The sequence below is a fragment of the Alicyclobacillus fastidiosus genome, from assembly GCF_026651875.1.
GTDB lineage: Bacteria > Bacillota > Bacilli > Alicyclobacillales > Alicyclobacillaceae > Alicyclobacillus > Alicyclobacillus fastidiosus.
Window position 1 is genome coordinate 2,913,512 of the sequence record NZ_CP104067.1, and the last position, 12,422, is coordinate 2,925,933.

General features: G+C 54.9%; 15 protein-coding genes. 10 read left to right on the forward strand and 5 right to left on the reverse strand.

From position 1 onward, the window contains the following. Window positions 1-37: 37 nt before the first annotated feature. Window positions 38-1,492 (reverse strand): recombinase family protein, encoded by a 1,455-nt coding sequence (locus NZD89_RS14555; protein ID WP_268003537.1) that lies wholly within the window; start codon window positions 1,490-1,492, stop codon window positions 38-40. Between NZD89_RS14555 and NZD89_RS14560 the strand changes: the two genes are divergently transcribed. The 6 genes from NZD89_RS14560 to NZD89_RS14585 all read left to right on the forward strand — a co-directional run bounded on the left by NZD89_RS14560 (window position 1,479) and on the right by NZD89_RS14585 (window position 5,045). Then, on the forward strand, window positions 1,479-1,895 hold the full coding sequence (locus tag NZD89_RS14560) for a hypothetical protein (RefSeq protein ID WP_268003538.1): 417 nt from the start codon (window positions 1,479-1,481) through the stop codon (window positions 1,893-1,895). The two genes, NZD89_RS14555 and NZD89_RS14560, sit on opposite strands and share 14 nt — an antisense overlap. Before the next feature lie 91 nt (window positions 1,896-1,986). After that, complete coding sequence (locus NZD89_RS14565; RefSeq protein WP_268003539.1) at window positions 1,987-2,385, forward strand: hypothetical protein; 399 nt, start codon at window positions 1,987-1,989, stop codon at window positions 2,383-2,385. A gap of 116 nt (window positions 2,386-2,501) precedes the next feature. Beyond that, a complete protein-coding gene (locus NZD89_RS14570) occupies window positions 2,502-3,587 on the forward strand; it encodes a nitric oxide synthase oxygenase (protein WP_268003540.1) in 1,086 nt (361 codons plus the stop codon). A 160-nt stretch (window positions 3,588-3,747) separates the two neighbouring features. Beyond that, window positions 3,748-3,900 (forward strand): aspartyl-phosphate phosphatase Spo0E family protein, encoded by a 153-nt coding sequence (locus tag NZD89_RS14575; RefSeq protein WP_268003541.1) that lies wholly within the window; start codon window positions 3,748-3,750, stop codon window positions 3,898-3,900. A gap of 418 nt (window positions 3,901-4,318) precedes the next feature. Next, window positions 4,319-4,783 (forward strand): hypothetical protein, encoded by a 465-nt coding sequence (locus tag NZD89_RS14580; RefSeq protein ID WP_268003542.1) that lies wholly within the window; start codon window positions 4,319-4,321, stop codon window positions 4,781-4,783. Between the two features lie 130 nt (window positions 4,784-4,913). Beyond that, the gene (locus NZD89_RS14585) at window positions 4,914-5,045 is read left to right on the forward strand and encodes a hypothetical protein (RefSeq protein ID WP_268003543.1); all 132 of its coding nucleotides are present in this window, start codon (window positions 4,914-4,916) and stop codon (window positions 5,043-5,045) included. A gap of 50 nt (window positions 5,046-5,095) precedes the next feature. Here the strand turns inward: NZD89_RS14585 and NZD89_RS14590 are convergent, their stop codons facing one another. Then, entirely contained in the window at window positions 5,096-5,428 is a 333-nt protein-coding gene (locus NZD89_RS14590; RefSeq protein ID WP_268003544.1) for a hypothetical protein, read from the reverse strand. Between the two features lie 273 nt (window positions 5,429-5,701). Here NZD89_RS14590 and NZD89_RS14595 point away from each other — a divergent pair, with 273 nt between their 5' ends. Beyond that, complete coding sequence (locus NZD89_RS14595) at window positions 5,702-6,550, forward strand: ATP-binding protein (RefSeq protein ID WP_431308716.1); 849 nt, start codon at window positions 5,702-5,704, stop codon at window positions 6,548-6,550. A gap of 12 nt (window positions 6,551-6,562) precedes the next feature. Continuing rightward, the gene (locus NZD89_RS14600; RefSeq protein WP_268003546.1) at window positions 6,563-8,467 is read left to right on the forward strand and encodes a cobaltochelatase CobT-related protein; all 1,905 of its coding nucleotides are present in this window, start codon (window positions 6,563-6,565) and stop codon (window positions 8,465-8,467) included. 80 nt (window positions 8,468-8,547) lie between these two features. Here the strand turns inward: NZD89_RS14600 and NZD89_RS14605 are convergent, their stop codons facing one another. Next, complete coding sequence (locus tag NZD89_RS14605) at window positions 8,548-9,447, reverse strand: lytic murein transglycosylase (protein ID WP_268003547.1); 900 nt, start codon at window positions 9,445-9,447, stop codon at window positions 8,548-8,550. Between the two features lie 105 nt (window positions 9,448-9,552). Then, entirely contained in the window at window positions 9,553-9,756 is a 204-nt protein-coding gene (locus NZD89_RS14610; RefSeq protein ID WP_268003548.1) for a hypothetical protein, read from the reverse strand. A 238-nt stretch (window positions 9,757-9,994) separates the two neighbouring features. Between NZD89_RS14610 and NZD89_RS14615 the strand changes: the two genes are divergently transcribed. Next, window positions 9,995-10,822 carry an aldo/keto reductase gene (locus NZD89_RS14615; RefSeq protein WP_431308717.1) on the forward strand — a complete coding sequence of 276 codons (828 nt, stop codon included), beginning with the start codon at window positions 9,995-9,997 and terminating at the stop codon, window positions 10,820-10,822. A 136-nt stretch (window positions 10,823-10,958) separates the two neighbouring features. Here NZD89_RS14615 and NZD89_RS14620 read toward each other — a convergent pair whose 3' ends face one another. Next, window positions 10,959-11,102 (reverse strand): hypothetical protein, encoded by a 144-nt coding sequence (locus NZD89_RS14620; RefSeq protein WP_268003550.1) that lies wholly within the window; start codon window positions 11,100-11,102, stop codon window positions 10,959-10,961. Window positions 11,103-11,402: 300 nt separating this feature from the next. On the opposite strand from NZD89_RS14620, the gene NZD89_RS14625 reads away from it, so the two are divergent. Beyond that, on the forward strand, window positions 11,403-12,377 hold the full coding sequence (locus NZD89_RS14625; RefSeq protein ID WP_268003551.1) for a pseudouridine synthase: 975 nt from the start codon (window positions 11,403-11,405) through the stop codon (window positions 12,375-12,377). The last annotated feature ends 45 nt before the right edge of the window (window positions 12,378-12,422 follow it).

The following is a 12,422-nucleotide window of genomic DNA, read 5'->3' on the forward strand; positions in this document are numbered from 1 at the left end:
GCGAACGCCTGATACCTTCCTGGTGCGCACAGAAGGGCTAGACGTGAAACTCAATTTGTAGGCGCAGGGGAGCAGGTCGATTGCGAACGATCTCACCGTTTACGTGTACATCTAGGCGCTTGATAAGAAGATGGACAAGCTCCTTTCGCTCAAATGGTTCACAAGCGTTCCACGTGCATCGAAACGATCCCGTCAGCTCACGCAGGTATGCCGCATCGAGCGGTGTCGCCGTTTGCAACTCGACGAGGCGCATTTGCAGCAGGCGTTCCTCGTCGTTCAAGTCGTCTAGGCGGCCACGTAGTTCTAAGGACGTAATCGCTCCGTCCTCGAATGCGCTCATCCACCGATGGCGCCGCTTCCTGACCATCGCGATTTCATCCGACAAGCGTTCCACCGCTTTGGTCGCATCCGAAGTCGGGTCGGATGGAATCTCGTCGTGGGTGCAGTAAAAGCATTCTATCTCCTTGAGAACGGCTTCCTCGATGACCTCCTGTTGAATCATCGGCATGTTGCACAATCGGGACTGTTGTCGCTCGTTACAAGCATAGTAGCGTTTGACGACCGACTTGCCGTGCGACGAGGAGTGTTTCGTCCTGCCCGACATCGCGGCTCCGCAGTGTCCGCAACGAACGACTCCGGTCAACGGATATGTCCCAGGATGAAACTCTGACGGCTGTCTGAATCGGTGCCGCCGCACGTCGTCCGCACGCCGCCACAACGCGTCGCCGATGATGGCCTCGTGTTCACCTTTGGCGATGATGGGGTTTGGCTGTCTGCGTCCGTCGCCAGTGCGATAGCCGTATCTCACGTAACCAGCGTAAAGGGGATTGCGCAGGACATATTTGAGCCCCCATTGCGTCCATCGCCTGTTGGGTGCCAATTGTGGATTGTCAGGCTGGTTTAACCAGGTCAATATTCGCCCGGTTCCTTGGCCGTCGGCGTATCGTTGAAAAATTTCGCGGACGACGACTGCCTGCGCTGCGTTTTTGACCAATCGTCCGCCTACGTAATCGTATCCAAACGGCGCGCGCCCCCCGGACCATTTCCCTTCGTAAGTCATCTGCTCCTGACCCACACGCGTTCGCTCAGCGATGGTCTCGCGTTCCCATTGCGCCAGAGAGGCCACCAGATGGAGAAAGAGCCGCCCAGTGGCCGAGGTGGTATCGTACACCTCGGTGGCGCTTTTGAAGCCAACCCCGTATGCATTGAAGATAGACAGCAGTTCGTCTAAATCGCGGACGCTCCTCGTCAGACGATCCAGCTTGTATACGAGGACAACGTCGAACTTGCGGTGTTTGACGTCGTCGAGGAGCTGGGTCAAGGCCGGTCGCTGCATGTCCTTCCCCGATCTTCCCTCGTCGGTGTAAACCGCTGCTACAGACCACCCTTGTGAGTGACAGTACGAGTGAAGTCGGGAGAGCTGGGCATCCAGTGAAAACCCGTCTTCTGCCTGCTGGTCCGTGGAGACGCGCGTGTAAATGGCCGTGCGCATGTTCACCGCCCCCGCGTGGGAGATGTCCATTCGAATGCCAAACCCTTGGCGTTTGGCGCAAAGGAATGAGACTCGGTATGAACTATACGTTTGCCGGGCTGGGTTCAGAATGAAGGTCGCCGTCGCACTTGCCGTTTCATACCGGAACGTACGCCAGCAACAGTGTCCGTCTGCTGTGGGGATGACAACTTTGTGTAGGCAAGTGGCCAAGGCGGCGTCTCATACCATCTTAGTGGAGGAGATGGCGATGAAACCGCGAATTACTGTCGTCCAGAACAATCGGCCTTCCAAGGAAGCATTAGACCGGTGGCACGCGTATCTCCGGGAGGTCCAGCTACGAGCGGCGCGACGCAAGGCGACGATGGCGGCGGACGACAAAGAAGTTAAGCCACGGATGGACTAATCGGTTTTGACATCCGTATTCAGACTCATAGAATTGATGTGAAGACATACGTTATGGGGATGGTCCCGCAGGGGAACCGGAGGGATGATGCATGAGTATTACGAACGATGGGCGCGTGCTGACGAATGCCGAAATCGACTTTTGGGAGTCGAAACAGTTGAGCGGGCTACAAAAGCACCTCATCGCCACCATCCGCGACCTGCAAGCGCAACTTTTAGAACTCGAGCAGGGGCACGACAAGTGGAATCGGCGGTTGCAACATTACCGGTCGACGGCAGTTGACATTCATGAGATAGCAGACCAATTACAGATTCAGTGTGATGAATACAAGGCGGCGCTGGAACGCTACAATGAATCGGCGGATCGATTTATCCACAAAGTGAACCTTGGACTCGCCAAGAGTACAGAGACATACAATGACTTGTTCGACGCTCGCGCGCAGGCGCGCCAAACACTGGCCAAGTACGAACGCAAGGGCGCTCCGGAGTGAGCTTGGCACTGGCTGCGACTGAGATGACGAAGTTGGACGGTCACGAAGCGGTTTTTGTTCCCTTCGACATACGCGGTATAATATCATCCATGTTAAGGGTTGAGGGGCCAGACCGTATGAATGAAGACATGCTCTATGACAAGGCCAAGGCATTTATGGAATGTTGCTACCCCGAACTTGGACAATCCGTCACACAGCTGGAACGGCGTTTGGAGGATGTTGCGGCGGAGATCGAGTCGTCAGGCACATACCATCATACATATGAAGAGTTGGAGCACGGGGCGCGAATGGCCTGGAGAAATAGCAATCGCTGCATTGGGCGCCTGTTTTGGAACTCGCTTAAAGTTTTTGACTGTCGAGGGCTGCAATCGGTGGACGAAATCCGCGATGCGGTGTTTGCGCATATTCGCTTCGCGACGAACGAAGGCCGGGTACGGCCGACGATTACGGTATTTAGGCAAGAGGGGCCAGATGACCAGGTTCGAATCTGGAACCACCAGTTGATCCGCTACGCAGGCTACAGGACGCAAACTGGTGAGCTGATTGGGGATGCACACTCCATTAGCTTTACGGAACAATGTACGAGACTTGGGTGGCGGGGGGAAGGGACCCACTTTGACGTGTTGCCTTTCGTCGTCCAGGTTGCTGACGAAGAACCGAGATGGTTTGACATCCCGGAGGAGCTTGTGCTCGAAGTTCCGATTCGCCATCCGGAACTTGAGTGTTTCGAAGATCTGCAGCTAAAGTGGTATGCTGTACCGATGATTTCGGATATGGTGTTGGACATCGGTGGCATCCGCTACACGGCTGCACCGTTTAATGGCTGGTACATGGAGACGGAAATCGGTGCGCGAAATTTGGCCGATTTGAATCGCTATAACGTCCTACCCAAGCTCGGGGCCATGATGGGATTGGATACGTCCACAGATCGCACGCTCTGGAAAGACAAGGCGCTTGTCGAATTAAACATAGCCGTACTACATTCTTTTCAGGCTTGTCACGTAAGTATTGTCGATCACCACACAGCGAGCAAGCAATTCGCACGGTTTGAACAACACGAGATGGACAGTGGACGAGCATTAACGGGTGATTGGACCTGGTTGATTCCTCCAGTCTCACCTGCGACGACGCACATCTTTCATAAGCAGTACGACAACCGCATAGTGAACCCGAATTATTTCTATCAACAACGACCTTATTAGAACGACCTCAGTTCTAAATTGTAATAATTGGGTCTTATGTATATGTAAGTGTTGCCGATATGAACGTTTTGTGTCGGACATGAAACGACACGGTTTGACGGCATTCATGTGCTACGTTTGTTCGGTGCCGTGAAAAAATATCGGTAAGGAGTCGTATCACTTGGAAGCGTTGGAGAACGAAATTGAACAACTGCGAATCATGATGATCGCTGTCGCTGAACAAAAGGGGAACTTATGCGACCCTGAGGTCGTACACATTAGCCAACAACTCGACTCATGGATATTCGTCGTCCAGCAGTCGATGCCACATTAGAGTGTTCCGTACATATTTGCCTCCGCTTAAACCAACTGCTTCACCTGACTGCGATGTGCAGTTTTGCTGACCCCAAAGTATAGATGGTTCATTCATAAAATCTAGCTTCGCGTTCATCTCCGTTTGAGGGTCTTCACGGCGGAGGCTCTTTGGCATTTTCTGCTCGTGATCTGCACGCACAATAGGCGAAGCGGACGATTTGACCCGTGTCCGCGCCTTGTCTCATTTCCTCTCGTTTCAGGGTCTGACCCTCTACATCACGTCAGCTACGTCGACACATCTCAAGTCACATCCGCACAGCGCACCGCGCACCGCCGTGCAATTCCAGTGAATGGTAGGTTCTCCTCCGATTGAAACACATTTTTCTGTGAATCATATCGAAGTAAGCTTGACCTGACGAGTCGGAGGAGGACTGACCGTGGATCGTGATGCAGAGAAGGAACTACGAAAACTTGCCGAACAAGCAGCGAGACATTTTCGTGCAGAGTTTGGAGAAGAGATATCCGGTTTGAAAAGCCAATTGGCGCAGGTGCAGCAGATGATGAGCCAGGTTCATTCACAAAACCATGCGTCTATGCAACCAGACGTAGTACAACCCGAGCAGTCGGCACAACTGGTGCAGCAGATGCAGTCGTTCTCGCAAAAAGCTCAGCAACAGCAGCAATTGGCCACGCAACAACTGCAACAAGCCATCCGACAGGCCATTCAAATTTTGGGTCAAGCCGTTAAACACCTTCAGACCAGTCAGGTGCTTTCGCAAATGAACCTGTTGTTATCACAGTCTCAACAGCAATTACAACACACCAATCAGCAGGCGCAGCAATTTGGTCAGATGGGTCAACAGTTGATGCAACACCAACAACAGACGCAGCAACAGCGCTAACAACTGCAGTGATTCACTGACAGCCGCTCGCTCGAGCGGTTTTTCGGTTCGACGCGAGGGAAGGTGGATGCGTCCCGAGGGAGATATTTGGACAATATAGAAACAAAACCGTCCGAGAAGGTGAAACCAAATGGCATCCGCGCTCTACACATTCCTATTGCTTCCAGCGGTTGTACTTTGCCTGTTGTCGGGAATCGTGGTCATCTCCATGCGGATTCTAACGTTCATTTCCGTGACCATTGCCAAGAGACGAATCCGTTAGCGTCCGATCTTGTGTACGTGCGGACGGATTCCGGTGCGTAGCCTCGGGTGTCAAGCGAACGCGAGCCACCAGAGCCACCAGCCTCCGGCCCACGCGCCGTATCCCGGATAACCCCAGCGCCTCCCGTAGTAACCTGCTCCTGGACCGTAGCCACCGCCCCAGTAACCGGTGTGGCGAATTCCATATCCATAGCGAGTGAGTGCGACGTCCAATTTGTCCTCGTCTGTTGCATGGATGAGTTGCGCCGGAGCGTAATCTGACGGTACGCGCACCAACACGCCGCGCGGCGTCACTTTCTCGATGATCCCCCGGTGCGCACCCCACCTTGTCCGAAAACTGACCCAATGTCCAACAGCTTGTTCACATTCTCGTTGGGTACACATGTGTACGTGCGTACCTCCTTTCGCACTCGAATTGTAAAAGTGTGAGAAGCTCACTATACTGTACGTTTGCGTTTGCGAGACTGCAGCGGACGAACGCACAAACAGCGGTACCGGCGCGTTCGATTTTCGAACCGCGAGGCAGGTACCGCTCTTTGAGGGTAGAAAATGGCCTGCCTTGACATTGTTTTGGGTGTGGTCCAACGTAAGGATGATATGAGTGTTAGAAGGGACCGAACCGACGATATGGACGGATGGACGTTAAACGACATCGATATGCCCGCACCTACAGGGCAATTAGACCTTACATCATACCGCGACGCACTGACCGACGAGGGATTTGTCACAGGGGATAAGACACTCCTCTTTGATGCGCTGCTTGCGTTATCGCTGTCGAAAAACCTGTTGCTGCGAGGACCTACCGGGTCGGGAAAGACCAAACTCGCGCAATCTCTGGCTGAGAAACTGCGCTTGCCGATGGAATCTATCAATTGCTCGGTCGATCTCGACGCCGAATCCCTCCTCGGCTTCAAAACGCTGACTACGGAGGATGGCAGGTCGGAGATTCGGTTCGTCGAAGGGCCTGTGGTTCGGGCGATGCGCGAAGGGCATTTGCTGTACATCGACGAGATCAACATGGCTCGTCCGGAAACGTTACCGATTCTCAATAGCGTCCTCGATTATCGACGGCAGTTGATGAATCCATTTACGGCACAGACCATCACGGCACACGAGCGATTTCGAGTCATCGCCGCCATCAACGAGGGGTACGTCGGGACGTCTCCGATGAACGAAGCACTTCGGAATCGCTTCATCGTAGTCGACGTACCGTATCTCTCCGGCGAGCCGCTGAAATCGCTCATCCGTGCGCGAACGCAACTGCAAGATGAGAAGATGATCCAGCATTTTGCCGATTTGTCAGCGGATTTGGTAGCGGCCGCGCGCGTCGGCGAAGTGAGTGAGGAAGGGGCGTCCATACGCGCACTCTTAGATGCGTGCGACTTGGCGGCTCACATCCCAGCCGCTCGCGCTGTGTCGCGGGCCGTCGCAGCGAAATTGGACGACGAGCGCGAACAGGCTGTCGTGATGAACCTCGCTGAAACGTACTTTCCGCTAGAACGATAGGGGGCGAAGCAGGTGCAGACGTTTCGTTTTGACGCCCCGTCGGAAACGTGGTGGGTGCAGACCCAGCTTGCCGATCTCGCCGTGGCCCTCAGCCACACACCAGACTTAAAGGTCTCGTATGGCATGCACTCGGTGTGGCGGTGGGAAATACCTCTCGTGACGATTTCGACGTTTTGGGAATCCCTCGGCTCGACCGAGCGGATGAAGGCGCAGAAGGCCGACGTATACTTGCGCGCAGTCGGCAATCGCCTGTGGACGCAGCGCCTCGTGATGCGGCAAGCGTGGATGGAGGCGAGCGCGACCCGTTTCCCCAAGCTGACCAGACAATTGCTGTGTGCCGCCGAAGACGCTCGACTGGGGCGTCTCATCGCAAAAATGCGCCCAGGCGCAGAGTCGGCATTGCGATTAAGGTCCGCCGCGTACGGTCGGTTGCTACAACAAAATCGACTCAATCGCGAGCGGGACGGTCATCGATTAGATCTGCTGTTCACCGACGCCTACCTGCTCTTGAACGCCGTTTCGTCGCCACATGCGTCGGAGAGGGCGGATGCAGTGGTAGAGACCCTGCAAATGTATGCGAGGTCCGTGGGTCGGGCGGGATCGACAGAGGATGTGGCCTCGGCGACCTTGGCCCTTACACGCGATGTGGAGCGTCTCTATCCGGCAGGCAGCGCGCGCGACACGGGATACGATTGGTTCGATTTTGATACGGACGACTTCGCGCCGGCGCCAATCAAACCGGAACAGGAGCAGGAACGGCAGCCAGATGCGAAACATCGCGACCCACTTCAAGACGCACAGAAAGCACAGGAACAGCGCCGGGAACAAATAGAAGTATGGACGCAAGAACAAAACTCGCGCGCGACCGGTGCGTTCTCGATGGAAAATCAAGAGAATCAAAGCGTCCCTGCCATCGACCAGGGTGCGCGGGAAGGCGAGGATACCCCCGATTCCGTCATCACCCGGCGCGGACACGCCAATTCTGGCGTTCATCAGGATCATGGCGAAGCGGAAGAAGACACAGAGCTTCGTCTAGGGGTTACACCTGCTTCGTCGAATGTGGACACCATCGGCGTCCGCTACGTGGAACGTCACCGACCGGGCCCCGAAGCACAAGGGAAGGTGGCGTTTTGGGAGAGCGAAACAAAGGCTGCGCGGCGAAAGCTCGTCAAGCTGTTCGATGCCACCCTGTTGCACGCGATGCAAGCCAGGCAGGAAAACACTCGCCACGGCCGCTTGGACAAACGTCTCACCCGCTTGTGGACAGAGGAGCATCCGAGGTTGTTCTACCACAAGTCGAACCAAAGTAAATGGTTCGACGTGGCGGTACAATTGCTGGTCGATTGTTCCGGTTCGATGTATGAGCGCTTGGAGGCGATGAAGCCAACGCTCTACCTGTTTCACAAGACGTTTTCGCAACTACACATCGCACACGACGTGTGTGGCTTCTGGGAGGATACCCTCGGCACGTCCGTCACCAGAGAGGCTCAACCAGTCACGCACTTGCTTCACGCCGTGCGATTTTCCGATGACTCGCGCGCCGACGTCGCGCCATACCTCGATTTGTTGGAGCCCCAGCTCGACAACCGCGATGGCTATGCCATACGCGAGGTAGGTGAACAACTTCTCCGGCGCCAGGAGAGGCAGAAGTGGCTCATCGTCGTATCGGATGGGGAGCCAGCGGCAGAGGACTACCGCGACGCGGTCATCGATACGAAGAACGCCATTCGCGCATTAGAGGCCAAAGGAGTACACATTCTTCACTTGTGTGTGGTGTCGCCAGGGGAAACACACACGACGGAGATGCTCAAGCAGATGTATGGTCAGAGGTGTGTGGTCGTGCACGACGCAAGTCAGTTTCCAGCGGCCATGGAGCGCGCCCTGTCGCTCGTCATCCGCCAGCAGGCGCGGGGGTAGTCCGCGTCACACCGAACAGGCCACTTGTGCGTGCGTTGCACCGCGCCGGCCGCGCTTGTCCCATATAGGAGCATAGCCTTTTACACCGCCGACATTCGAAGGATATCGTCCACATACGAGACCGAGTGATTGTAGTCGTAAATCGCGTGGTACGGATCTCGGTCAAACCCTTGTGCTGCGAGCATGTGCGCCGTTGAATAAATCGCGTCGTCGACATTGTGGATGTTCGGGACCGTATGACCAGGGGCCGCAACGCCATAAATGGCGAACGTGGATGGCATGAACTGCATTGGCCCCAGTGCCCCTGCAGAACTGACATCCTGACCGGTGCAATCGAAGTCGGTCTCTTCCTTGTGAATGGCAGCGAGAACAGTCCACGGGATGTCATACTTCTTCCCGGCAGCCTGGTAGACCGGCATAAGGGACGGCGGGGCGTGTTGAATGAGGGACAAAGAGGCTTGCGTCGGCGTGTAGTTGGCCATGGGCGCCTCAATCGTCAATTTTTCCCCGACGTAAAGAGCCGAACCCGCGATTTGGTTGGTCTGTTCGAGGGTGGTGACAGAGACGCCATATTCCATGGAGATGGCCCAAAGTGTATCGCCTGGCATGACGGTGTACGTCAATGGGCCGCCTGTCGAGACGCTCATCGACGTCGCTTTCGAGGCAGTCGGGACCTTGACGGCCTGTCCGTCTTGCAATTTATGTTCCATTTGAGGGTGAGCGGTAAGAGGGTGGACCCAATCGGCGAATATCGCATGGGTTTTTTCGATATTAGGTATTTGTGCGGTCGTCGGTGGGGATGGTGCAAGGACTGCCTGTTGGTCAATTGGAGTGGTGACTAGAACGTCCGAAGGTGCCGAGGAGCGCGACGAGGCGCGTTCGCTGGTCCAGCGCAATCCGCCTGCAGCGTGGGTAAAGGCTATGATAGCGAGTACGCCTGCGAGTAGCAACGTGAGGCCGATACGAACCTGCCTGATCAATTACATCTCCCTTTCTATCGAGCTTGTCTAAAGAAGATGTACGCGATGAATCGCGAAAACATGCCTTTGTGACGAAAAAGTGAAAAAATCCGCCTGATTGGCGGATTACGCTGACTTGTGAGACAACTCGATAGCGTCCAGTAGAGAGCCAGCGAAGCGTTCTGCCTGAAGCGGACAAAATTCCAGTTCTACCTCGTCTGTGACCGGATTCACGCACTGAATGATGTAGGTGCACTGGTGGTCGCACTGAAGTTGCTGCGGCCGTGTCGTATGTTCGGCGCCGACAACGCGAAAATGGTATTCCTTCAACGGGTTCACCTTCCACTTCATGTTCTGCGCACGGCGCAGACGTTCACTTTCATTCTTTCTCAAATAACACTTTCGGCAAACGTGTCATATCATGTCGGAGAGTGGCAGGGGATGCGAATTCCCCTCCACCTACACACGGTGTCTAGCCGTCGTAGGTGGAGTTTGAATATATCTACACGAATGCTTTCCGAGAAAAAATCCTTCCGGTACAATAGTTGGTACTGGAGGGGATGCTATGGTGAGCCAGATTTTTCAAACTACGAAACTCAACAATGGTGTGGAAATGCCTTGGTTTGGCCTTGGCGTGTATAAAGCACAGGCTGGGGCAGAAGTGGAGCAGGCCATCCACGACGCGTTGGAGATTGGGTATCGGCATATCGATACCGCCGCACTCTATGAAAATGAGGAAAGCGTTGGCGAAGCCATCCGCACTTCAGGCCTCAAACGGGAAGACGTGTTCGTCACCACGAAGCTTTGGAATACGGAGCAAGGATACGAGAGCACGCTCAAGGCTTTTGAGACGAGCCGGAAGAAACTCAAGTTTGACTACATAGACCTGTACCTGATTCATTGGCCGGGCAAGGACAAGTTTGTCGATACCTGGAAGGCGTTTGAAAAGTTGTACCGGGACGGGTACATTCGTGCCATCGGGGTGAGTAACTTTCAAGTCCATCACCTGCAAACGCTCTTGGAGCGAACTGAAATTCGTCCGACGGTCAACCAAGTCGAATATCATCCGAGGTTGACGCAGGAACCACTCAAGGCGTTTTGCGAGTCGCAACAAATTCAGTTGGAGGCCTGGGCGCCCTTGATGCGTGGCAAAGTGCTCGACGACCCGGTGATTCTCGACATCGCGGCGAAGTACGGCAAGACGCCGTCGCAGGTGGTGTTGCGGTGGGACCTGGACACCAAGGTGATCACCATTCCGAAGTCCGTTCACCGTAATCGCATCGAGGAAAACGCAGGTATTTTTGATTTCCAACTGGACGACACCGATCTAAAGCGGATTGGACAATTGAACACAAACGAACGTACTGGGCCAGATCCGGATGAGCTCCTCTTTTAAGCGCGCCAGAACGCGTTCATTGATGATAGAAGGCTACCCTTTGCTGTAGGGTAGCCTTCTTCATGGCAAGGATATCTACGCCGCCAGAGATGCATTGCGTGCGCCAGGGCGTTTCATCTGGTGAGTGGAACCTGTCTTACTGACCGTTTCCGCCTTTTTGAAAAGACGTAGGCTGGTTCAAAGCCTTTCTTGGTTTGTCCACCAAACTGCTGTTTCCCGATTGCGAACTGGTACTTCTGCGGTGCGCTTTTGGATAGTTGAACGTCTTGCTGTCTCCCATGGTCATCGCCTCCCCGACCGTAGGATTTCCTTCACCGACTCGAACATGCCTTCCAGCACTTTGCTCGGGTAGAACTGCTCAAAGGCCCGCTGAATAGTTGCGCGCTGGCATGTAGAGACTAATTCCTGGCAGGTGAAAAGACATGAAGACACTAGACAAATTGCTGTTTGTAGCCGTCCTCGGTGGACTGCTGGTGATTGGTGCGGTATACGTGCTGTTGTCCACGAGACACATGTTCTAAGACTGGCGATTCCTGCGATGGCCATTCATAATGAAGGGCGACATCGGAGGTGCTACAATTTGTACGAGTTTACCATCACGGATGCCGAGGCAGGCCGAAAGCTCTCCACATTGCTCAGCAACACGCATGGCATGTCGCGCCGTCTCCTGCGCAAAGTGATCCAGACAGACGGTGTGCTGTGTAACGGTACACCTGTCATGCTCTCTTATATCGTCAAAGCTGGCGATCACATCGGCGTCCAGTTTCCCGACGAAGACACCACCGTCGTTCCCGAGCCGATGCCCCTTCACGTCTGTTACGAAGACGACAATATCGTCGTGGTCAACAAGCCTGCGGGCGTGCTCACACATCCTTCCGCTCGCGAGCGCACCGGGTCGTTACTCGCCGGTGTGGCGGCGTACCTTCAACCGTACGGACTCGTTCCACACTCCATCCACCGACTCGACAAATTTACATCGGGTGCCATTATGTTCGCCAAACACGCCCATGGACACCATTTGTTCGATGCTGCTCTGCGCCACGACCTCGTTCACCGCAACTACGTAGCGATTGCCTTTACGCCGACGCATCCGCCCCTTTCTCAGTGGGTGACGTTCGAAGATTTTATCGCGCAGGATCCAAATAAGCCGTCGCGGCGCATCGTCGGTGACGAGACGAGCGGACAACTGGCGATTACACACATGTGTCCAATCGCGCGCGTCGGCGACGTGTCCATTTGCGTGTTTCGCCTGGAGACTGGGCGCACACATCAGATCCGCTTGCAAATGGCCGCACGCGGGATGCCGCTGGTCGGTGACCGCGATTACACGTATGCGTACAGCGGACACCCTCCCACGAAGGCGTCGACCTTTCATGAACGGATGCTGCCGCACCAAGCGTTGCATGCGTATCAACTGGTTTGGCGGGTTCGCGTGACGGATGCTCCGACGTCCGCGTATGCGAAGCCAGCCGACCTCTTGGAGGAGTTGTGGTCGATGCTCGGCGGGGGCCCTTCCTTGCACGCACTCGTGCAGTCGAAGGCCGCACTTTCGTAACCACGAAACCCTGAGCTTTTTGGTACACTACATGTTGAATGAAAT

Excerpts from the sequence above, each read along its gene's own strand:
- NZD89_RS14560 (WP_268003538.1), top strand. The coding sequence starts at position 1,479 with ATGGCCGTGCGCATGTTCACCGCCCCCGCGTGGGAGATGTCCATTCGA.
- NZD89_RS14555 (WP_268003537.1), bottom strand. The coding sequence starts at position 1,492 with ATGCGCACGGCCATTTACACGCGCGTCTCCACGGACCAGCAGGCAGAA.
- NZD89_RS14565 (WP_268003539.1), top strand. The coding sequence starts at position 1,987 with ATGAGTATTACGAACGATGGGCGCGTGCTGACGAATGCCGAAATCGAC.
- NZD89_RS14570 (WP_268003540.1), top strand. The coding sequence starts at position 2,502 with ATGAATGAAGACATGCTCTATGACAAGGCCAAGGCATTTATGGAATGT.
- NZD89_RS14585 (WP_268003543.1), top strand. The coding sequence starts at position 4,914 with ATGGCATCCGCGCTCTACACATTCCTATTGCTTCCAGCGGTTGTACTT.
- NZD89_RS14590 (WP_268003544.1), bottom strand. The coding sequence starts at position 5,428 with ATGTGTACCCAACGAGAATGTGAACAAGCTGTTGGACATTGGGTCAGT.
- NZD89_RS14595 (WP_431308716.1), top strand. The coding sequence starts at position 5,702 with ATGCCCGCACCTACAGGGCAATTAGACCTTACATCATACCGCGACGCA.
- NZD89_RS14620 (WP_268003550.1), bottom strand. The coding sequence starts at position 11,102 with ATGGGAGACAGCAAGACGTTCAACTATCCAAAAGCGCACCGCAGAAGT.